At 72.5% G+C, this 21,439-nt stretch carries 15 protein-coding genes and 1 tRNA gene; 7 read left to right on the top strand and 9 right to left on the bottom strand.

Going from position 1 to position 21,439, the window contains the following annotated elements; genetic code table 11:
* The first annotated feature begins 58 nt into the window (after positions 1 to 58).
* The 6 genes from AB0C75_RS00250 to AB0C75_RS00275 all read left to right on the top strand — a co-directional run bounded on the left by AB0C75_RS00250 (position 59) and on the right by AB0C75_RS00275 (position 10,612).
* A complete protein-coding gene (locus AB0C75_RS00250) occupies positions 59 to 1,420 on the top strand; it encodes a VWA domain-containing protein (protein ID WP_362885541.1) in 1,362 nt (453 codons plus the stop codon).
* Positions 1,421 to 1,471: 51 nt separating this feature from the next.
* Positions 1,472 to 2,917 (top strand): FHA domain-containing protein, encoded by a 1,446-nt coding sequence (locus AB0C75_RS00255; RefSeq protein WP_362885542.1) that lies wholly within the window; start codon positions 1,472 to 1,474, stop codon positions 2,915 to 2,917.
* Positions 2,918 to 2,991: 74 nt separating this feature from the next.
* A complete protein-coding gene (locus AB0C75_RS00260; RefSeq protein WP_362885544.1) occupies positions 2,992 to 3,396 on the top strand; it encodes a globin in 405 nt (134 codons plus the stop codon).
* A gap of 160 nt (positions 3,397 to 3,556) precedes the next feature.
* The gene (locus AB0C75_RS00265; protein ID WP_362885546.1) at positions 3,557 to 6,883 is read left to right on the top strand and encodes an ABC transporter permease; all 3,327 of its coding nucleotides are present in this window, start codon (positions 3,557 to 3,559) and stop codon (positions 6,881 to 6,883) included.
* A gap of 1 nt (position 6,884) precedes the next feature.
* Positions 6,885 to 9,659 carry an FtsX-like permease family protein gene (locus tag AB0C75_RS00270; RefSeq protein ID WP_362885548.1) on the top strand — a complete coding sequence of 925 codons (2,775 nt, stop codon included), beginning with the start codon at positions 6,885 to 6,887 and terminating at the stop codon, positions 9,657 to 9,659.
* Complete coding sequence (locus AB0C75_RS00275) at positions 9,656 to 10,612, top strand: ATP-binding cassette domain-containing protein (RefSeq protein WP_362885550.1); 957 nt, start codon at positions 9,656 to 9,658, stop codon at positions 10,610 to 10,612. Before AB0C75_RS00270 ends, AB0C75_RS00275 begins: the two co-directional genes overlap by 4 nt.
* 74 nt (positions 10,613 to 10,686) lie before the next feature.
* On the opposite strand, the gene AB0C75_RS00280 is transcribed toward AB0C75_RS00275, so the two are convergent.
* From AB0C75_RS00280 to AB0C75_RS00310, 7 genes are all read right to left on the bottom strand, one after another.
* The gene (locus AB0C75_RS00280) at positions 10,687 to 11,385 is read right to left on the bottom strand and encodes a hypothetical protein (protein WP_362885552.1); all 699 of its coding nucleotides are present in this window, start codon (positions 11,383 to 11,385) and stop codon (positions 10,687 to 10,689) included.
* Entirely contained in the window at positions 11,382 to 11,804 is a 423-nt protein-coding gene (locus AB0C75_RS00285) for a thioesterase family protein (protein ID WP_362885553.1), read from the bottom strand. Before AB0C75_RS00285 ends, AB0C75_RS00280 begins: the two co-directional genes overlap by 4 nt.
* Positions 11,805 to 11,809: 5 nt before the next feature.
* Complete coding sequence (ettA, locus tag AB0C75_RS00290) at positions 11,810 to 13,474, bottom strand: energy-dependent translational throttle protein EttA (RefSeq protein ID WP_362885555.1); 1,665 nt, start codon at positions 13,472 to 13,474, stop codon at positions 11,810 to 11,812.
* Positions 13,475 to 13,741: 267 nt separating this feature from the next.
* Positions 13,742 to 15,121: a Cys-Gln thioester bond-forming surface protein gene (locus tag AB0C75_RS00295; RefSeq protein ID WP_362886130.1), complete on the bottom strand. Its 1,380-nt coding sequence runs from the start codon at positions 15,119 to 15,121 to the stop codon at positions 13,742 to 13,744.
* A gap of 338 nt (positions 15,122 to 15,459) precedes the next feature.
* Positions 15,460 to 15,885, bottom strand: a complete 426-nt coding sequence (locus AB0C75_RS00300) for a single-stranded DNA-binding protein (RefSeq protein ID WP_362885557.1) — start codon at positions 15,883 to 15,885, stop codon at positions 15,460 to 15,462.
* A 91-nt stretch (positions 15,886 to 15,976) separates the two neighbouring features.
* Positions 15,977 to 17,974, bottom strand: a complete 1,998-nt coding sequence (locus tag AB0C75_RS00305) for a GTPase (protein ID WP_362885559.1) — start codon at positions 17,972 to 17,974, stop codon at positions 15,977 to 15,979.
* Entirely contained in the window at positions 17,971 to 19,614 is a 1,644-nt protein-coding gene (locus AB0C75_RS00310) for a dynamin family protein (protein ID WP_362885561.1), read from the bottom strand. Before AB0C75_RS00310 ends, AB0C75_RS00305 begins: the two co-directional genes overlap by 4 nt.
* 318 nt (positions 19,615 to 19,932) lie before the next feature.
* Here AB0C75_RS00310 and AB0C75_RS00315 point away from each other — a divergent pair.
* Positions 19,933 to 20,005, top strand: a tRNA-Arg gene (locus tag AB0C75_RS00315).
* A 156-nt stretch (positions 20,006 to 20,161) separates the two neighbouring features.
* Here the strand turns inward: AB0C75_RS00315 and AB0C75_RS00320 are convergent.
* Both AB0C75_RS00320 and AB0C75_RS00325 read right to left on the bottom strand, forming a co-directional pair.
* On the bottom strand, positions 20,162 to 20,611 hold the full coding sequence (locus AB0C75_RS00320) for a hypothetical protein (protein ID WP_362885563.1): 450 nt from the start codon (positions 20,609 to 20,611) through the stop codon (positions 20,162 to 20,164).
* Between the two features lie 193 nt (positions 20,612 to 20,804).
* The gene (locus AB0C75_RS00325) at positions 20,805 to 21,401 is read right to left on the bottom strand and encodes an NAD(P)H-dependent oxidoreductase (protein ID WP_362886132.1); all 597 of its coding nucleotides are present in this window, start codon (positions 21,399 to 21,401) and stop codon (positions 20,805 to 20,807) included.
* Between the last annotated feature and the right edge of the window lie 38 nt (positions 21,402 to 21,439).

The raw sequence follows: 21,439 nt of genomic DNA on the forward strand, positions 1-21,439 counted from the left end.
ACTCTGTCCGTACACCTGTCTTCGTCTGACATACGTGGAGCATCGAGGAGCCGATCAGATGGCCAACTTCTCCAAGTCCAGCGTGCCGCAGTTCTCCGTCGAGGTGTACCAGAACGAATATCTGCCCGAGGGTGGCCGCGACGTCAACGCGATCGTCACCGTCACGTCCACGGGCGGGGGAACGACCGGCGGCGTGCCGCTGGCCGGCCGGGCCCCGGTGGACGCCGGGACCCCTGTGCAGTCGACGAACGCCGCCGTGGTGCTCATGGTCGACTGTTCGGGCTCGATGGACTACCCGCCGACGAAGATGCGCAACGCGCGCGACGCGACGGCGGCGGCCATCGACACCCTGCGTGACGGCACGCTGTTCGCCGTGGTCGCGGGAACGCACGTGGCCAAGGACGTGTACCCGGGTGACGGGCGGCTGGCGACGGCCGACCCGGGGACCAAGGCCCAGGCGAAGCAGTCCCTGCGCCGGCTGAGCGCGGGCGGTGGCACCGCGATCGGGACCTGGCTGCGGCTGGCCGACCGGCTGCTCGGGGCCGCCGATGTGGACATACGGCACGGCATCCTCCTCACCGACGGGCGCAACGAGCACGAGTCCCCGGAGGATCTGCGGGCCGCCCTGGATTCCTGTGCGGGCCGGTTCACCTGTGACGCGAGGGGTGTCGGCACCGACTGGGAGGTGAAAGAAGTCACAGCGATCGCCTCCGCGCTGCTCGGCACCGCGGACATCGTCGCCGATCCCGCGGGCCTCGCCGCGGACTTCACACAGATGATGGAGAACGCGATGGGCAAGGAGGTCGCGGACGTGGTCCTGCGGCTCTGGACGCCCGTCGGTGTGGAGATCGTCTTCGTCAAGCAGGTCGCTCCCACGGTCGCCGAACTGACCGGCCGCCGCACCGAGGCGGGACCGCGCGCCGGTGACTACCCGACCGGCTCCTGGGGCGACGAGTCCCGGGACTACCACGTGTGCGTCAGGGTTCCGGAGGCCGGAGTCGGCCAGGAGATGCTGGCGGCCCGGGTCTCGCTGATCCTGCCTCCCCCGTCCGGCGGCGGCTCCCCGCAGACCCTCTCCCAGGGTCTCGTACGGGCGGTGTGGACGGACGACATGGCCGCGTCCACCTCGATCAACCCGCAGGTGGCGCACTACACAGGACAGGCCGAACTGGCGCAAGTCATCCAACAGGGCCTCGATGCACGTAAATCGGGTGACTCGGACGGCGCGACAGCCAAACTGGGCCGTGCGGTGCAGCTCGCATCGGCCTCCGGAAACGCGGATACTGCGAAACTGCTTTCGAAGGTGGTCGACGTTGTCGACGCGGCGACCGGTACTGTGCGACTGAAAGCGAGGGTCGCGGAAGCGGACGAGATGACACTCGAAACGCGCTCGACCAAGACAGTTCGCGTCAAGAAGTAGCGACACGCATGGCGGCCTCCGGGCCGGACGAGGAGAGGGGGAAGCGCCGACATGCCGACCTGCCCGAACGGACACCAGTCGGGTTCCGAGGACTGGTGCGAGGTCTGCGGACACCGCATGGCCGGGACGGGCGCGCCCGCGGGCGCTGTCCCGCCGCCGCCTCCCCCGCCGCCCGCTCCCGGTTACGGCTACCCGGGGCCCGGCTCCGGGGGGCCGGCCGCCCAGGCCGAGCTCTGCCCGCAGTGCCGTACGCCGCGTGAGGCGATGGCGCCGTACTGCGAGGAGTGCCGTTGGAACTTCCTCACCAACACGGCGACGTCGTACACCCCGCTGGCCCCGCAGGGCGGCCCGGGAGGCGGCGCGAACGGTCCGGCGCCCGGCCTGAATCTGCCGCCCGGCTTCCAGTCGCAGCAGGGCCCTCCCCCGCAGCAGCAGCGGGACTCCTTCGAATACCAGGGCTCCCGGCCTTCGCAGGTGAACCGGGGGGCCGAGCCGCTCTCGCCCGAGCAGGGCGGCCGCCCGGGTCCGCCGGCGCCCCCGCCCCCGCCCTCCTTCCAGCAGGGGCCGCCGCCTCCGCCGTCGTTCCAGCAGCAGTCGCCGTCCCCGTTCGAGTCCCAGGGGCCGCAGCACGGCCCTGGACCGCAGGGGCAGAACCCGCAGGGCCCCGGGCCGCAGGGTCCCGGGCCGCAGGGCCACGGTCAGGGTCCCGGGCCGCAGAGCCACGGTCAGCAGGGCCCCGGTCAGGGTCCCGGCCCGCAGGGCGGTCCGCCGTCGCCGTTCGAGCCGCAGCGGCAGGGGCCGCCTCCCCCGCAGGCGTTCCAGCAGCAGTCCGCACCGCCCGCGCCCACCGCACCTCAGCCGCCGCAGCAGCCGCGGACCGGTGAGGACGACGACTGGATGCTGCCGCCGCCCTCGCGACAGCAGCAGCACCCGCAGGCCTTCCAGGAGGGCCCGCAGCCGCAACAGGCACCTCTGGCGCCCCAGCCCCCCCAGGGATCGCAGCCGTCGCAGGCATCCCAGCCGCCGCAGCAGCAGTTTCCCGGTCAGGGCCCAGGTCAGGGCCCCGCCCAGGGCGGACCGGCCCAGGGTCCCGGCAGCTGGACGGCTGTCATCGGCCCGGACCGCGACTACTTCCTGGCGATGATGCAGCGCAGCGGCCCCGAGGCGACCGGGCTCAACCTGCCCGCGTACTCCCCGGAGCAGCACCTTCCGCTCACCGGCAACCAGATCACCATCGGCCGCCGCCGGCACAGCACCGGCGAGTCCCCCGACGTCGATCTCGCCGTACCGCCGGAGGACCCGGGTGTCTCGCACCAGCACGCCGTACTGGTGCAGCAGCCGGACGGCACCTGGGCCGTCGTCGACCAGAACTCCACCAACGGCACCACGCTCAACGGTGCCGAGGACCCGATCCAGCCCTATGTCCCCGTCCCGCTCCAGGACGGCGACCAGGTGCACGTGGGTGCCTGGACGACGATCACCGTCCGCCGCGACTGACCGCTCACGTACCGGCCGAGGTCAGGAGTCCTAGGACTCCTGACCTCGGCCGGTGCGTCTGCGACGATGGACGGGTGACAGAGATTCCGCGCGACACGCTTCAGGAGCAGACCTTCTACGAGCAGGTCGGCGGCGAGGAGACCTTCCGGCGCCTGGTCCACCGCTTCTACCAGGGCGTCGCGGACGACCCGCTGCTGCGGCCGATGTACCCGGAGGCCGATCTCGGCCCAGCCGAGGAACGGTTCACGCTGTTCCTCATGCAGTACTGGGGCGGACCGCGCACCTACAGCGACCAGCGGGGTCATCCCCGGCTGCGGATGCGGCACGCGCCGTTCCAGGTGGACAGGGCGGCGCACGACGCCTGGCTCGGCCACATGCGGGTCGCCCTCGACGAGCTGGAGCTTTCCCCCGAGCACGAGCGGCAGTTGTGGGACTACCTCACCTACGCGGCCGCCTCCATGATCAACACAGCGGGCTGAATCCCGCTCCGAGCCCCTGTGCGGAATCCGGTGCTCCACCGCCGCATAACGGTCACGATCCCATCAAGTGCGCGCGCAAGCGGTTTCCAGGAGCCTGTGCACTCTGACAGCATCCGGTACACGCCGGGGGGCGTGCGGCTGCTGAGGTTCGGGGGATCAGGTGACGGAGTTCGTCCTTCTGCGGGTGCGTGCGCACCGGCTCCTCCTCGCCGCAGCCGTCCTGGCCGTGCTCCTCACCACCTGTGTGCTGGCCGCGCTCACCGCCTTCTCGGGCTCCATGGGCGACGCGGCCCTGCGGCACACGCTCACGCACCGCTCCGCCGCGCAGGCCTCCCTGTTCGTCTCCGCCGATGTGGACCGCGAGCAGCGGGACGAGGCCGACGCCCTGGTGCGCCGGGCTGCCCGGGACACCTTCGACGGGCTGCCGGCGACCGTGCGAAAGCTGGAGAGCTCGGGCCCCTACGCCCTGCCGCGTGACCTCCAGGCACCCGCCGCGCAGCGCGACGAGCCCGATCTGACGCATCTGGCCTCGCTCGACCGCAGCCGGATCCGCCTCACCTCGGGGCGGATGCCGGACGCCGGCGCGGGGGGCGCGAAGGAGCGTGTGCAGGTGGCGCTGCCGCGCGCCGCCGCCGAGGCGCTGAAGCTGAAGCCTGGCTCCCGTCTCACCCTCACCGACCGGCTGAAGGAGACGCCGCTGCCGGTGGAGATCACCGGCCTGTACGAGGCGTCCGACCTCCAGGACCCGTACTGGCAGCTGGATCCGCTCGGCGGGCGCGGCGCCCGCAAGGTCGTCTTCACCACCTACGGGCCGCTGCTGGCCGACCCCGCCGTGCTCGCTTCGGACCGGGTCAGCGCCGGTGCGATGTCCTGGCTGGCCGCCGCCGACTTCCGTACGGTGACGACCGGCAGGACCGAGGCCCTGCACCGGGCGTCGACGGACGGGCCGAAGACGTTGTCCGAGTCCCCGGTCTTCGGGGCCGGGGCCACGGTGCGGACCTCGCTGCCCACCGTCATCGACCAGATCGAGCGGGCGCTGCTGGTGTCCCGCTCCACCATCATGATCGTCGCCGTGCAGCTGGTGCTGCTCGCCGGATACGCCCTGCTGCTCGTGGCCCGGCTGCTGAGCAGCGAGCGTGGCGGCGAGACCGAACTGCTGCGGGCCAGGGGCGGATCCAGGGGCCGGATCGCCTCGCTGGCCGCGATCGAGGCGCTGCTGCTCGCGATACCGGCCGCCGTCGTCGCGCCGCTGCTCGCCGGTCCGCTGACCCGGCTGCTGGCGGCCCGCAGCGAGCTCGGCCGGATCGGGCTGCGGCTCGAGGGCGGAGCGGACGGCACGGTCTGGCTGGTGGCGGGCGCCGTCGCGCTGGCGTGCGCCCTCGCCGTGGTCGCGCCGGCACTGGCCGCGGGTGCGGGAGCCCGCCGTGGTGGCCGGGCGGCTTCGCTGCCCACGCCGGTGCGCGCGGGCGCCGACATCGCGTTGCTGCTGGTCGCCGCAGTGGCGTACTGGCAGCTGGACCGGCAGACCGGGGCGTCCGGCAGCGGCGCGCTCAGCGGCGACCGGCAGGGCCGGCTCGGCATCGACCCGCTGCTGGTCGCCGCGCCCGCGCTCGCCCTGCTCGCCGGCACGGTCCTGACGCTACGTCTGCTGCCGCCCGCCGCCCGGCTCGCCGAGCGCCGTGCGGCGGGCGGCCGGGGGCTTTTCACCGCCCTGGCGGGCTGGCAGTTCAGCCGCCGGCCGCTGCGGGGCGCGGGTCCTGTGCTGCTGCTGGTCCTGTCGGTCGCGATGGGCATGCTGGCCATCGGCCAGAGTGCGTCCTGGGACCGTTCGCAGGGTGACCAGGCGGACTTCAGGTCGGGCGCCTCGGTCCGCATGGTGGGCGCCCTGTCGGGCGACCCGGCGAAGGCCGCCCCCTACACGGATCTGCCGGGCGTACGGGAGGCGGCTCCGGCCTTCCGTACGACAGCCGATCTGTCCGCCGGCCGGACGGCCGAGGTGCTGGCCCTGGACACCGCGCACGCGGACGAGCGGATGCTGATGCGTGACGACCTCTCCGACAGTTCCCCGCAGCAGCTGTTCGACGCGATAGCCCCGCCGCGGACCGCGCGGACCGGGGTCGTCCTGCCCGAGGGCAGTGAACAGGTGCGGTTCGATCTGCGGGTCCGTGACACGTCGGCGCCCGGCGGGAAGGCGACGCCCGGTTCGACGGCGCTGGTCAGCGTGCTGCTCGAGGACCGCTACGGCATCGGGTACCGGATCGGGGCCGGCACCGTGCCCGTCGACGGGCGCCCGCACACCGCGTCCTTCCCGGTGTCGGCAGCGGGCCGGCTGGCGGTGACCGGCTTCGAGCTGGACAGTGAGGCGCCCGCGGGCCGCGCCGAGACGCGCCTGGTCTCCGTGACCGGGCTCAGGACGCTCACCACCGGGGGCGACGAGCAGCGGGTCCCCGCTTCGGACGGGGTGCGCTGGCAGGCGGGGGTGGCCACCTCGTCGGCCGGGGATGAACAGGCCGGAGAGAAACCTCAGGCGGTGAAGGGCTCAGGCGCGTCACCGTCCTTCCGTTACGCGACCGGCCAGGCCCGGTCGGCCGACGCCTTCGACGACGCCCCGGTCGACACCCTGCGGATCACCGCGGCCCGCCCGGCTGCCCCCGCGCTGAAGGCGGTGGCCACCGACGCGTATCTGACGTACGCGGGCGCGAAGACGGGTCAGCAGATCGACCTCACACTGGGCGGCAGTACGGTCCGGGTGAAGCTGGTGAAGTCGGTGCGGCAGCTCCCGGCCACCGGCCCCGAGGCGGGGGCAGGCGCGGCCGACGACGTATCGGCGGAGGCGTCCACGAAGCCCGGCGGCAGCCTGCTGCTGGATCTGAGGGCGGTGTCGGAGGTGCTGGCCCACCGGGCGGGCGCCACCCTCGCGCCCACCGAGTGGTGGCTGAGCACCGCACCAGGCGGCGGCCCGGAGGTGGCGGCGGAACTGCGCGCGCTGCCCGGCACCGATCCGGCGCAGGTGCGGGTGCGTGACGAGGTGGCGCGGGAGCTGGCGGACGACCCGCTGGGAGCGGGGCCGCAGTCCGCGCTGCTGGCTGTCGCGGTGGTGGCCGCCGCGCTCGCCGCCGTCGGATTCGCGGTCGGCCTCGTGGGCTCGGGGCGCGAACGGGCCACCGAATTCGCCGTGCTGCGTGCGCTGGGCGCGTCCCGCCGCCGGCTGGCGCGGATGGCCGCCGCCGAGCAGGGTGTCCTGATCGCGCTCGCGCTGCTGATCGGGTTCGCCCTCGGGGCGGTGCTCACCCGGGCCGTCGTACCGCTCGTCGTGCTGACCGGGCAGGCCACCAGGCCGGTGCCGGATGTGCTGGTCCTGCTGCCGGCCGGGCAGGTCGCGGTCCTGCTCGCCTCGGTCGCGGCGCTGCCGCTGCTGTTCGTCGCCGCGATCACACTGCGCCGGGCCGACCCGGCGGTGTCGCTGCGCCACCAGGGGGACAACTGACATGAACGCCGCCAAGATCCCGGCCGCCTGCGCCCCTTGGGTGCGTACACGGCTGCGCACCGCCCCCGGTGTCTCCGCCGCCCTCGCGGTCCTGGTGTTCCTGACCGCCTTCCTCGCCGCCGCGTTCCCGCGTTCCGTGGACGCGTACGAGACGAAGGCGCTGCGTCATGACGTCACGGCCACGCAGCCGGGACAGAGCGTGCTCGATGTGTCCACGCCCCCGCCCTCTCTCGCGGCGCCCCGCACGGCGCGCGAGCAGGTCATGCGGGAGGCGCCGCGCGCCGAGGCCGGGCGCGCACTGGTGAAGGGCCTCCCCGCCCCCGTGCGGGCCGATCTCCCGCTGTCCTCCTACGGGGTGCACACCACGAAGCCGATCACCGCGGAGGAACCCTGGCTGCCCCGCCCCGACGCGATGCCCCCGCAGCTGCACTACGCCGTCCCCTCGGCACTCGACGAGCACAGCGAACTCGCCGCCGGGCGCTGGCCCGCCGCACACGGCAAGGTGACCTCCAGAACCGGTGAGGTGGAGGCTGCCGTCACCGAGGAGACCGCGGCGGAGCTGAAGATGAAGCCGGGCTCCAGGATCCGGGTGCCCACGCAGAACGGGAAGCCGCTGACCGTACGCATCACGGGCCTGGTCACCCCGCTGCACCCGAAGAGCGGCTACTGGTCGGTCGACCCCCTCTACCGCGCCCCGTCCCTGGTCCCCGACCCCGGTTCCCCGACGCCCGTCCTCTACTGGACGGGGACGCTGCTCCTGGCTCCCGGCACCGGCCCTGTGCTGCTGGAGACGACGGGCGAACCCGAGCTGTACTGGCGCATCGCGCCTGACCCCTCCGGGCTCACAGCGGCCGACGTCCCCCGTCTGCGGGACGCCGTAGCCTCGCTGGAGAACGGCCCGGAGCTGCTGAAGCTGCGCGACGTGGTGGGCCCCAACGGGGCGCTCACCACGGACCTGGACGCGATCCTCGACTCCTACACACAGATGCGTGCCGCCATCGGCCCCGTCGTCACGGTGGCCGCCGTGGGGATCGGCGCGGTGGCCGCCGTCGTCCTGCTGATGACGGGCGGTCTGATCAGCGCGCGCCGCCACCACGAACTGGCCCTGCTGCGTTCCCGCGGCGGCTCGCTGCGAGGCATCGGCGGGCGGCTGCTCGCCGAGACGGCGGTGGCGGTGCTGCCCGCCGCGGCGCTCGGGCTGCTGGCGGCCGTCCTCCTCGTGCGCGAGGCCCGCCTGTTGCCCGCCGTGGTGGGCGCAGCCGCCGTCGGGGGGCTCGTCTGCCTGGTCCTTCCGCTGCGTACGGCCCTGCACCACCGCACGCCGCTGCTGCACGGCGCACGCGAGGACCTGGTGGACGCCAGACCCACCCGGCGCCGTACGGTCGCCGAGCTGACTCTGCTCGTCCTGGCCGTCGGCGCGGTCGCGGCGCTGCGCCGCCGTGGCACGACGACGGGCTCGGACGCCGATCTGCTGGTCAGTGCCGCGCCCGTCCTGGTGGGGCTGATCGCCGCGCTGGTTCTCGTACGGCTGTATCCGCTGCCGCTGCGGCTGGCGGCCCGCCCGGTGGCGCGGCTGCGCGGAGCGGTCGGCTTCCTCTCGCTGGCCCGCGCGGGGCGGACCTCGTCCGGCGGCACGCTGCCGCTGCTCGCCCTGCTGATCGCGCTCACCACCGCGGCGTTCGGCGGCTCGGTGCTCGCGGGAGTCGCGGACGCCCGCGACGAAGCGGCGCTGCGGGCCGTCGGCGCGGATGCCCGGATCAGCGCGGAGGGCCGGGCCACCGCCCCGGTCACCGACGGCTTCGTCCGCCAGGTACGGGCGGTGGACGGCGCCGAGGGCGTCACGGCCGTGCGTATCGAGTACGGGACGCCGCTGGCCGCCGCCCACGACGTCACATCGGACACGAAGCGCGCGACGCTGCTGGGCGTCGAACCCGAGTCGTACGCGGCGCTGGCGCGCGACACCGGCCTCCCGGCCTTCCCCGTGACGGCGCTGAGGAACGGGCCGGGGCAGGACACGGTCCTTCCGGCGATCGTCTCGCCCGCCGTCGCTGAGCGGCTCGGGAAGCAGCCGCACACGATCCGGTCGCAGGCCGGCAATGTCGAGGTGCGGGTCGCCGGGGTGCTCACGCGCACCTCCGCGGTGGGCGACGCGGAGTTCCTGATCGTCGACGCGCGGCGGCTCGCCCTGCCGGATCCCACGACGCTGCTGGTCACCGGCCCCTCGCTCGACGGCCGGCAACTGCGGGCCGCCGCGCGCGAGGCGGGTCCCGGCTTCGAGGTGGGGCTGCGCTCAGCGGAGCGCGAGAAGTTCGTGGACACCCCGATGCAGTCGGGCGCCGAACAGATCTACGCGGCGGCTGTCGTGGCGGGCGCCGGATACGCGCTGCTCGCCCTGCTGCTGTCCCTGCTGCAGACCGCCCCGGAGCGCACCACGCTCCTGGCCAGGCTGCGCACCATGGGGCTCACGACGCGGCAGGGCAGGCGGCTGCTCGCGTTCGAGGCGATGCCGCAGGCGCTGCTGGCCGCGCTCGGCGGGCTCCTCGTCGGCTGGGCGACCATCGCCCTGCTGGCCCCCGGCGTCGATCTGGGCGCGCTGGCTCTGGCCGGCGGCGACCCCACGACGCCGCACACCGCCGCGCTACGGGCCGACCCGTGGTCGCTGGCGCTCCCGGCGGCCGGTGTGGTCGTCCTCGCCGCCGCCGTGGCCGGCGTCCAGGCGTGGTGGGCGAGCCGCCGAGGATCGATCAAGGAACTCAGGGCAGGAGACACCCGGTGACATCATCGACAGAGACCACCCTGGCGGAGCTCGAACGACGGGCCGCGGCACGCCGTGACCGGCCCTCGTACGGGCACGACGCCCTGATCGCCTGCGACCGTCTGGTGCGTATCTTCTCCACGGACGGGGTGGAGGTGCAGGCCCTCCAGGGGCTCGATCTGCTGGTCACCGAGGGCGAGTTGATGGCCCTGGTCGGCGCGTCGGGCAGCGGGAAGTCGACCCTGATGAACGTCCTGGCGGGCCTGGACGTGCCCACGGCCGGGTCGGCGAAGGTGGCGGGCCGCGACCTGCTCGCGATGGGGCAGAAGGAGCGGCTGCACTACCGCCGCGACGTCGTCGGCTTCGTCTGGCAGCAGACCTCCCGCAATCTGCTGTCGTATCTGACCGCCGTACAGAACATCACGCTGCCCATGCAGCTGCGCGGCGGCGGCCGGAACCGCGAACGGGCCGCGCGGGCCGAGTCGTTGCTGGAGATGCTGGATGTCGCGGACTGCCGCGACCGCCGCCCCGCCCAGATGTCCGGCGGCCAGCAGCAGCGGGTGGCTATCGCGGTGGCCCTGGCCAACAACCCCTCGGTGCTGCTCGCCGACGAACCGACCGGTGAGCTGGACTCCGCGACGGGTGAGCAGGTGTTCGCCGCGTTCCGCCGGGCCAACGAGGAGCTCGGCACCACGATCGTCATCGTCACCCACGACCAGGCGGTGGCGAGCGAGGTGCGCCGCACGGTCGCGATCCGCGACGGCCGTACGTCCTCCGAGGTGCTGCGGCGCACCGAGGTGGACGAGGCGACGGGCCAGGAGTCCCAGGTGGCGCGGGAGTACGCGATGCTCGACCGGGCGGGCCGGCTGCAACTGCCCGCCGACTACACGGAGGCGCTGGGGATGGAGCACCGGGTGATGCTGGAGCTGGAGCAGGACCACATCGGGGTGTGGCCCGACGCTCCGAAGGAGTAGATCCTGGCGGCTCGGGTCGGGCCCTTCCGTCCTGGCGGCTCGGGTCGCGGACCCTTCCGTCCTGGCGGCTCGGGTCAGGCCCGTCCGACCGTCACGGCGAGCGTGCCGAGGCCGCCGCCGCCCGTGCCCCGCAGGGCGATCGAGCCGAACGGGGTGCGCAGCCGCAGCCAGGCGCCCGCCGTGAGCAGTGCCACGGGGAAGTCGGGTGCGGGGCGCAGGAAGCCCAGGGACTGGGCGGCGTGGACCGCGCGCAGCGGAAGCTCCGTGCCGCCGACCGTCCTGGACCAGATGTCGCGGCCGATCAGGTCGCGTTCCGCACGGGTGCGCCGGTCCTCGGGCAGCGCGGCGTCACGGGCCCGGAATTCGGCCACGGCGTCGGCGAGCTGGGTACGCAGGCTTACGGGGTCGGGCAGCCCGGGGTGCTCCTGCCAGCCGCCGCGCGGCGGCAGCATCCCGGCCCACGGAGGCCCGGTGACAGGTTCGGGCAGGGCGCTCACACCGGCCGCTTCGTCGGTCCCGTCCGTGTCCAGGGCTTCGAGGAGCTCACCGGCGGACACCGTGACGTCGAAGTCGTGGGACCCGGCCAGCCGGGCCGTTCGGATGGCGAGAACCTCGAAGGACGGCGGCCTGCCGAAGACGGCCAGCGCACCGCCGCCCGCCTGGAGGCGGACGGCGGCGGCACGGTCGTAGTGCAGCAGCCTGCCGAGGAAGGCGGCGAGATCGGCCGCCTCCCTCGCGTCGGCGAACCGCGGCGACCGTACAGGCACTGTCATGCGACGGCCGGCTCCTGATCGAAGTACTCCTGGAGGAAGAGCCTTTCCTCGGCGGTGATTCGCCGGGGCCGCTCCTCGGCCAGGTTGTAGGGGACGACGACCGTCGACGCCCGTACGTACACCTGCTCGGGGTCCTTGACCTCGTAGGCGATCGTCAGGGACGCCGCGCTGATCTTCGTGACCCAGGACTCGATGGTCACCGGCGCGTGCCGGTGGACCAGCGGGCGCACGTAGTCGATCTCGTGCCGGGCCACGACGGACCCGCCGGCGAAGGACGGCGAGCCGTCCCCCGGCGCGAGACGGAACATGAAGTCGATGCGCGCCTCCTCCAGGTAGCGGAGGAAGACCACGTTGTTCACGTGACCGAAGGCGTCCATGTCCGACCAGCGCAGGGGGCAGCTGTAGATATGACGGGCCAACTCGATCAGCCTCGCGTGAGCTTCTTGTACGTGGCACGGTGCGGGCGGGCCGCGTCCGCGCCGAGACGCTCGATCTTGTTCTTCTCGTACGACTCGAAGTTGCCCTCGAACCAGTACCACTTGGAGTCGCCCTCGTACGCCAGGATGTGCGTGGCGACGCGGTCGAGGAACCAGCGGTCGTGGGAGATGACCACGGCCGCACCGGGGAACTCCAGCAGCGCGTTCTCGAGCGAGGACAGGGTCTCGACGTCGAGGTCGTTGGTGGGCTCGTCGAGGAGCAGCAGGTTGCCGCCCTCCTTGAGCGTCAGCGCCAGGTTGAGGCGGTTGCGCTCACCACCGGAGAGGACACCGGCCGGCTTCTGCTGGTCCGGGCCCTTGAAGCCGAACGCGGAGACGTAGGCCCGCGAGGGCATCTCGACCTGGCCGACGTTGATGTAGTCCAGCTCGTCCGAGACGACGGCCCAGAGGGTCTTCTTCGGGTCGATGTTGGCGCGGGACTGGTCGACGTAGGAGATCTTGACCGTGTCGCCGACCTTGATGGCGCCGGAGTCGGGGGTCTCCAGGCCCTGGATCATCTTGAACAGCGTGGTCTTGCCCGCGCCGTTCGGACCGATGACGCCGACGATGCCGTTGCGCGGGAGCGTGAACGACAGGTCGTCGATGAGGACCTTGTCGCCGAAGGCCTTGGAGAGGTTCTCGACCTCGACGACGATGGAACCGAGCCGCGGGCCCGGCGGGATCTGGATCTCCTCGAAGTCCAGCTTCCGCATCTTGTCCGCCTCGGCCGCCATCTCCTCGTAACGGGCTAGACGGGACTTGGACTTGGTCTGCCGGCCCTTGGCGTTGGAGCGGACCCACTCCAGCTCTTCCTTGAGCCGCTTCTGACGCTTCTCGTCCTTGCGGCCCTCGACCTTGAGGCGGGTGGCCTTCTTGTCGAGGTAGGTGGAGTAGTTGCCCTCGTAGGCGATGGCGCGGCCGCGGTCGAGTTCGAGGATCCACTCGGCGACGTTGTTCAGGAAGTACCGGTCGTGAGTGACGGCGATGACACAGCCCGCGTACTTCGAGAGGTGCTGCTCCAGCCAGTTCACCGACTCGGCGTCGAGGTGGTTGGTGGGCTCGTCGAGGAGGAGCAGGTCCGGGGCCTCGATCAGCAGCTTGCAGAGCGCCACACGGCGCTTCTCGCCACCGGAGAGGTTGTTGACGGGCCAGTCGCCGGGCGGGCAGCCCAGGGCGTCCATGGCCTGCTCCAACTGGGCGTCGAGGTCCCAGGCGTTGGCGTGGTCCAGGTCCTCCTGGAGCTTGCCCATCTCGTCCATGAGCGCGTCGGAGTAGTCCGTCGCCATGAGCTCGGCGACCTCGTTGAAGCGCTTCAGCTTGCCCATGATCTCGGCGGCGCCGTCCTGGACGTTCTCCAGGACGGTCTTGTTCTCGTCGAGCTCCGGCTCCTGCATGAGGATGCCGACGCTGAAGCCGGGCGAGATGAACGCGTCACCGTTGGACGGCTGCTCCAGGCCCGCCATGATCTTCAGCACCGTGGACTTACCGGCGCCGTTGGGCCCCACGACACCGATCTTCGCGCCGGGCAGGAAGTTCAGGGTGACGTCATCGAGAATCACCTTGTCGCCGTGCGCCTTGCGCGTCTTGCGCATGGTGTAGATGAACTCAGCCAAGAGAAACCGTCCGGCAGCAATAGAGGTGTGGGCAGATACACCCATCTTGCCTGACGTCCGCGCCCGGACGGAAACCAGTCCGGTCCCCGGAACACTCCCGAGCCCGCTCCAGGACCGCTCCCGGGTCTCTGCCGGGCCGCTCCCGGGCCGCTCCCGGGCCGCTCCCGGAACGCCAGGAGCCCGGTACGGATCTCCGTACCGGGCTCCTCACCGGCGCCTTCGCGCTGCCGCCGGTGCTCAGTCACTCCGCGCAGTCACTCCGCGCAGTCACTCACCGCTGTCCTGAGGCCTCTTCCTGCGGAGCAGGAAGACCGCGCCGCCGCCGAGGACGACGAGGGCGATGGCGACACCCGCGATGACCGGGGTGGCGCTGGAGCCACCGGTCTCGGCGAGGCCGCCCTCGGTGCCGGTGGAGCTGTCGCCGGTCTGTGCGGGCACGGGCTCGGAGCCACTCTGGGTGGTGATCTCGTCACCGGAGCCGGGGGCGCCGGCGGTCACGCAGTCCAGGACTCCCTTGAAGTTCTTGCTGAAGCCGCCGGGGCCGGTGATCGTGAAGTCGTACGCCTGGTCCTCGGCGACCGGGATCGTCACCGTGCGGGTCTCACCCGCCGCGATGGTGTGCTCGGCGCCGGCCAGCTCGAAGGTGAACGCCTCGTCGCCCTTGTTGCTCGCCGTGATGTCCACGCCGCCCTTGGCGCAGTTCTTCCGCGCGGTGAGCGCGGGGACCGCGCCCTTCTCCGCCCAGGTGGCACTCGCCGTCGCGGTGACCGTGGACTCGCTGGAGCCGGCGAGGATCATGGTCTGGCTCTTGGTCAGCCCGGCGAAGACCCGGCCGACGGGCACGGACGTGGTGGCCTGGACGGTCAGCGAGGCGGATCCGTCCGCGGCGTCCTCGGGGATGTCGAAGTAGAGGCCGGTGCCGTCGGCCGCCTCGGTGACGGGCTTGCCGTCCTTGTCCGTGACCTTGACCCCGCCCGCGGCGGCGTCCACGGGAGGAGTCACCGAGACCTGGCCCGCGTCGGTGCGCACGGTGACCGGGCCGACCCGCTCACCGGCCTTGCCGGAGACCGCGGCGGGCTCCAGCGCCACGGAGGCCTTGGGCTCGGCGACGCTCTGGGCCGTCTCCTGGAGCCAGTCGGCCAGCTTCTCCGCGTGCCCGTCCTTGGCCTCGACATCGGCGTCGTCCGAGAAGCGCCAGATCGCGACCTGGGTGCCGGCCGCCGCCGTCTTCGCGGTGAGCGTGCCCGCGCCTGACTCGTCGGCCAGCTGAGCGAGGTCGTCGACCTGCGGGTAGGAGTGCTGCAGGATCCAGCGGATCTTACCGGCGTTCCCGTTGGAGCCGAGCGAGGTCTGGTCCCAGGGGGTCTCCAGGTACTTCGCCCGGTCCTGGGTGGGGTTGTGGATGTCGATGCAGTACGTCTTCAGCTGGCCGCCGCCGTCGACGCCCAGCTCGAAGAGGCCGGCGGGCAGCTCCTGCTTCGTGGCCGCCTCACCGCCCTGGCCGCCGCTGCGGAGAACCGCGGTGTCGTACGTCTTCAGCCCGTCCAGTACGGCGGTCGCCCCGCCCTGGTGCTGACCCGTCTCGTCCGCCGTGGCGGCGGTCGCACCGACGAGGCTTCCCGCGGCGGCCAGTCCGGTGACCAGCATCGCGGCGGCCACCCTGACGAGGCCACGGCCCCGCCCCGCTCCGGCCGACCCGGGTCGATGGCCTCTACTCCTGCTCCGGCTCCGGCTCCCTATGGAGCCCTCCGTCGCCGCGGTCGACGACGAAGTGGATGCTGAAGACACAGAAAACACAGAATTCCCCTCCGGGCGAGACCTTCACGCATGAGGCGCGTGGTGGAGGTGTCTCGCCAGCAGACTCAAGTGCCGCATGAGTACTGGGGAATCGTAAGGAGCGAGCCGAGGGGAATCCCCCGTCATGCCGTCAGATAAGCATTCCGACTCGTAATCGTTATGGCTCTGTTCGGCGAGCCCCCTCCCCTTCAGGACATCGGTGCCATTTCCGTGGCCGGTTTCTGACGATGCGTAGGCGCCGTCAGGGTCGGGTCGGCTCTGACCACCCGCCGGAACGCCGCCGTTCCCCTGGTCAGGTCGTGTCCCACCGCCAGGGCGTCGATGTCCACGGAGGTCTTCCACACCCCGTCCCGCTCCTCCTCGCGCACCTTCAGACGACCGTGCACGACCAGTGGTTCTCCCACCGAGACCGAACCGGACAGATTCGCCGCGAGTGTCCGCCGCGCCCACACGGTGTAGAAACTCGTGCGGCCGTCCGTCCAGGCCTGCTGCGCCCGGTCCCACCGCCGGGGCGTCACCGCCAGACGGAATCTCGCTGTCGGTCCTGTCGCCGTGTCCCGGAAGTCCACCGCTGTCGCGGCGTTTCCCACCAGCGTCACCAAGGTCTCGTTCATTTCCGGCCCCCCGATTCCTGTCCGGTGCGTCCGCCCGAACCACTGTGAACCATGCTGGACGGAGACCGGGAATCCCGCTGAGGCCTGTGGACTACCCGCCGGTTGTGGACAACTCCGTCACCGCCACGTACCGCTCCCGCACCTCGCGGTAGCGCGCCAGCTCCGCCGCCACCGGGTCGAGCACCCTGACCCTGCCGCACCCGGCGGCGGCCTCGCGGAGCCGCCGTTCCGCCTCCTGCCCGTACCGGCGTGCGGGCCCCCGTGCCGCGGCCGCGCAGGACCACTCGACGAGCGGCCCGCCGACCACTCCGGCCAGCATGAGCAGGGCCGGAGTGAGCAGACCGGGTTCGAGCACGCCGACGATCTGGCCGAGCAGCCACAGCCCGCCGAAGATCTGGAGCAGCGTCATCGAAGCCTGCGCGAGCACCGCGGCGGGCCACCACGCCGGGCGGGGCGGCCTGGCACCACGGCCCCCCACGGCCCCGCCCGCCTTTCCCGCGGAACCGGAACCGGAACCCTGCACACCGGGCCCTCGTACGTCAGGATCCCGTACGCCGGGCCCTTGCACGCCGCGCCCTTGCACGCTGCGACCGGCCGACGCGGACCCCGTGTCCCCGCCACCCCCGCGACCCCGACCGCCACCGGCTCCGGCCTGCGCGTTCCGCGACAGGTCGTCCAGCGCCTCCGGCAGCCCCTTCGCCCCGCTCACCGCCGTCTCGCGCACGGCCTGCGCCCATGGCGTGGGCAGCCCGTCCACCGCGTCGTCCGCCAGCTTCCGCACCGCCTGCTCCACGCGCTGCCGTGCCGTGAGCTCCTCCTCCGGCGGCGCCAGCACCTGCGCCATCAGGTCAAGGCCGCCGCCCAGCTGCCGGGTGGACTCGTACCAGCGCCAGAGCCGCAGCCAGGGCGTCCCGCAGGCCCGGCCCGCGTTCCTGCGCCACTCACGCTCAGCAGCCTGCCCCGCCGCGGCCGCTCCGACGGCCTCCGCGAGCCGGTCCGTGAACTCCTCCCGGGCCCGCTCACCGAGCCCGGGCCGCCCGTCGGCGACGTACACGGTCCTGAGCCTGGCGGCGGCCGCGTCCACGTCGGCGGAGAGCCTGCGCGTCGCCGCCGTACGGGCCTGGACGAACCTGCCGAGCAGCTCGCGCAGGTCTCCCACCCCGGTCCCGCTCAGCGCGGACAGGGACATGACGGTGGCGCCGGGCTCGCCGTGCTCCCCCACCGCCATGCCGTCCTCGTCGAGCAGCCGGCGCAGATCGTCCAGGACCAGGTCGGCGGCCTCACCGGCCAGCCGGTCGATCTGGTTGAGCACGACGAAGGAGACCTCGGCGTGCCCTGCCAGCGGTCGCAGATAGCGTTCGTGCAGGGCCGCGTCGGCGTACTTCTCCGGGTCGACGACCCAGATCACCGCGTCGACAAGACCCAGCACCCGGTCCACCTGTTCCCGGTGGCCGGTCGCCGCCGAGTCGTGGTCGGGCAGGTCCACCAGGACGAGCCCCTGCAACGCCTCGTCGGTCGCCGTGCCGCCCTGCACCGGCCTGCGGCGGAGCCGGCCCGGGATGGCCAGCCGGTCGAGCAGACCGGCGGCGCCGTCGGTCCAGCTGCAGGCGATCGGGGCCGAGGTCGTCGGCCTGCGCAGCCCGGTGTCGGAGATCTGGACGCCCGCGAGCGCGTTGAAGAGGGTGGACTTCCCGCTGCCGGTCGCCCCCGCGATGGCCACGACCGTGTGCCGGGAGGAGAGCCGCTGGCGGGCGGACGCCTCGTCGAGCACCCGGCCCGCCTCGGCGAGGGTGCCGCCTTCCAGCCTGGCGCGGGAGAGCCCGACCAGTTCACGCAGCGCGTCCAGTCTCGGCCGCAGGGGGCTGCCCGGCAGCCCGTACGCCTCGACCTGGGGCCCCGCCTCATCGGCCCCGGGGGCCTCCGCGCTCTCCTGTTCGGCCTCGGCCTCGGCCTCGGCGGCCCGGCGCGCGATGAGCCCGTCGTCCCAGCGGCGGCCGTCCTTCAGGTCCCCCCGTTCCGCCTCCCCCTGCTCTCTCTGTTCTCCCCTGCCCGGCCCGTGGTCCCGGCCCTGGTCAGTGACGGCAGTCATCGCTGCCACCTCTCCTTCTGCAGTACGGACAGCGCGGCGATGAGTTCGGCCTGCGGCTCGGGGGCGACGTCGAGGGCGTCCAGGGGGGCGAGCCGCCGGTCGCGCTCGCCCTGCATGACCTGGTCCAGGCAGTCGGTGAGCAGCGCCCCGCCCTTGTCGCGCAGGCGCAAAGCGCCCTGGGCTCCGATGCGTTCGGCGAGCTGCTCCCCGGCGCTCCGGGCACGGCGTCCGCCGAGGAGCGCGGCGGCCAGCAGCGCCGCCACCGTCTCGGCGTCCGGTGCGGCATTGCGTTCGAGCAGCCGTGCCTCCTCCTCGGCGAGCTCCTCCAGGACCCGCCGCCAGCGGCGTACGGCCATACCGATCCGGCCCTGGATGTCCTCGGCGGGCCCCCACCCGCCGGCCTCGCGACCGGCGTCCTCGAAGCGGAAGATCCCGGCAGCGGCCTCGCGCTGCCAGGTCGTACGGATCTGCTCGTCGGAGGCCGCGACGGCGCACTGGAGCAGGGCCACCAGGCTCTCCACGAGCGCGTCCAGCAATTCACCCGCCGTGCTGTAGAGCGGATATCCGCGCCACCGGGTGCGGGCGCCGCCGGCCAGCACGGCGCCGTTCCTGAGGCGCCGCCTGACCCGCGACAGCTCCTTCCCGTACGCCTCCTCGACCACGCCGGTCAGCCGCACGGCCGCTGCGTACTGCGCGGCGACGGCCCCGGCCAGCTCGGGCATCCGTACGTTGAGCGAGTCGATGGCCCCGGACGCCGTACGCTCCACGGCCTGCTGACGGGCCGCCGGATCCTGCGCCCGGTGGGTGAGCCAGGCCCGCAGCGGTGCGACGGCCGTGGTGGGGAGCAGCCCGCTGCCGCCGCCCGCGGACTCGGGCAGCTCGGGAATGGTGAAGCGGGGCACCTCGCCAAGGCCCGCCCGGGTGAGCAGGGCGGCGTACTGCCGTGACACCTCGGCGATCACCTGGTGCGGGACCCGGTCCAGGACGGTGACCAGGGAGGCGTCGTACTCCTTGGCGGTACGCAGCAGATGCCACGGCACGGCGTCGGCGTACCGGGAGGCGGTGGTCACCATGACCCACACATCGGCGGCGCAGATGAGTTCGGCGGCCAGGACCCGGTTCCGTACGACGAGCGAGTCGATGTCGGGGGCGTCCAGGAGCGCGAGCCCCCGGGGCAGGGTGGCCGCGGTCTCCACACGCAGCACGGTGTCGTCCCCGTCCCCCTCGGCCCCGATGTGGTCGAGCCCGTCCGGGTCCGCGGCCTGGCCCGGGGGCAGCCACACCCGGGTGAGCTGCGGCAGCACCCGCACCCCTGCGAACCAGTGGTGGTCGTCCGGGTGGCAGACGAGTACGGGGGTCCGCGTGGTCGGGCGCAGCACACCGGCCTCACTGACCCGGCACCCCACCAGCGAATTGACGAGCGTCGACTTGCCCGCGCCGGTGGATCCCCCGATCACCGCGAGCAGCGGCGCCTCGGGATCCTTGAGACGCGGTACGAGGTAGTCGTCGAGCTGGGCGAGCAGTTCGGTCCGCGTCTGCCGGGCGCGCGGGGCGCCCGGCAGCGGAAGTGGAAGACGCACGGCAGCGACACGGTCGCGCAGGGCGGAAAGTGCGTCGATGAGCTGGGGCCGTACATCCATGGTTACCACATGCGAAGAATGCCCAATTTTGGCGCCTTTTTGAAGCGTATAGGCCCCTCTGCGCGGCGGATCCATCCCGGGAGACAGAGGGGACGAGTGGGGCGCAGGCATAACGAGTGCACAACACCCGTGGCGGGAGACGTCAAAAGCGATGCATGAATCGCACCCACCTGCGATTATCAGTTCGCTTCACTGAACCTCCACATCGTGCCACGCAGGTGAAGCAACCGGGACGAGGCGATCGGAGCCCTATCCTTGTCCCCGCAAGGTCACGGATGGCTTGAACCAATGCCTTCCGGGGCAGCAGGCCGACACCCGGCCCCCGTAGCTCAGTGGATAGAGCAGGCGCCTTCTAAGCGCTTGGCCGCAGGTTCGAGTCCTGCCGGGGGCGCACAGCGCACCACGTTGAGGCCCTCCGACCCGGGGGGCCTCTTCACTGCTCACCGGCACGCTAGCGAGGCCGCGGTAGTGAACGTGTAAGCGCCGGACCGCCCTCGGGTAGCCGTGAGGGCGGTCCGGCGCTGTCGCGTCACCGGCGGTCAGACGATCACTTCTGGACCGGCGGGCAGGTGCCGGTGTCCGCGCCGATGGAGTTGATCTCCGCGTTGGAACGCGAGTCACCGGCGTAATTGATCTGATTCGTGCACTTCAGGTCCATCGCCTGCCCGTCCGACGCCCCGTCGGACTTCTGGACCGGCGGACAGGTGCCCGTGTCCGCACCAATGGAGTTGATCTCCGCGTTGGAACGCGAGTCACCGGCGTAATCGAGCTGATCCGTGCACTTCGTGTCGGACTTGGCGGACGTGCCCGACGACTTGCCCTCAGCCGCCTCGGACGCCGCCTCGGACGTGGCCTCGGACTTCGACGTGCCCACCGCCGCCGATGAGCTGCTCGCGGAAGTGGGTGCGTTGTCGGCACCGTCGGTGCCGCATGCCGTCAGCGCCAGGCCGAGGGCGACTGCCGTCATGGTCAGTACCGAGATCTTCCGAGTGCGCATACTGATCGCCTGTCCTTCGCGTGGGGGCCGCTCCGGGGAGCGGGCGCGTGAGCCGGGGGCCCGTCCGTGTCGTTCTATCCCCTCAGACCGTCGGTACGGCTGCTCCCGTTGCACCTTGATCGTCCTCAGGACACGTTCGTGACATGGCAGTGGCAGCGTCGTGAATTCCGCGTCCCTTCACCGGCCCCCGCCGTCACGCCGGATACGGATTGGCCTCCCGCGCCGTCCGCAGGGCGCCCGCCCACCAGGCCAGCTGCTCCAGCAGTGTCCTGGCGTACCCGGGGGCCCCGGGGTCGAGGGGCCGGCCGTCCTCCCACGCCGTGTAGTAGTTCGGGAAGGCGAGGCCGTCCCGGATCGTCACGGCGTGCAGCTCGGTCAGCACGTTCTCCAGGTGCAGCACCGCATGCCGGCCACCCGCCGCCCCTCCGTAACTGACGAAGGCGACGGGCTTGGCCGTCCACTGGGTGAAGTGCCAGTCGATGGCCGCCTTCAGGGACGCGGGGTAGCTGTGGTTGTACTCCGGCGAGATGACGACGAACGCGTCGGCGCCCTCCAGCGCGGACGTCAGCGGCGCCATCCCGGCCGGGCGGGGGTAGTCGTCGCCGGCGTACTTCGGCGAGGCGGCGGGCAGCTCCAACGGGATGTCGACATCGGCGAGATCGACGACGTCCACATCGAAAGCGCCGTGCTCACCGGCCTGTTCGGCGACCCAGGAGGCCACGACCGGGCCGAACCGTCCCTCACGGACGCTTCCGACGAGGATCACCAGCTTGTACGTGTTGTTGTCCATGCGCACCACCGTCGGCCAGGACCGGGGCTCCAGCCAGA

Source organism: Streptomyces sp. NPDC048565 (genome assembly GCF_040650935.1).
Taxonomy (GTDB): Bacteria; Actinomycetota; Actinomycetes; order Streptomycetales; family Streptomycetaceae; genus Streptomyces.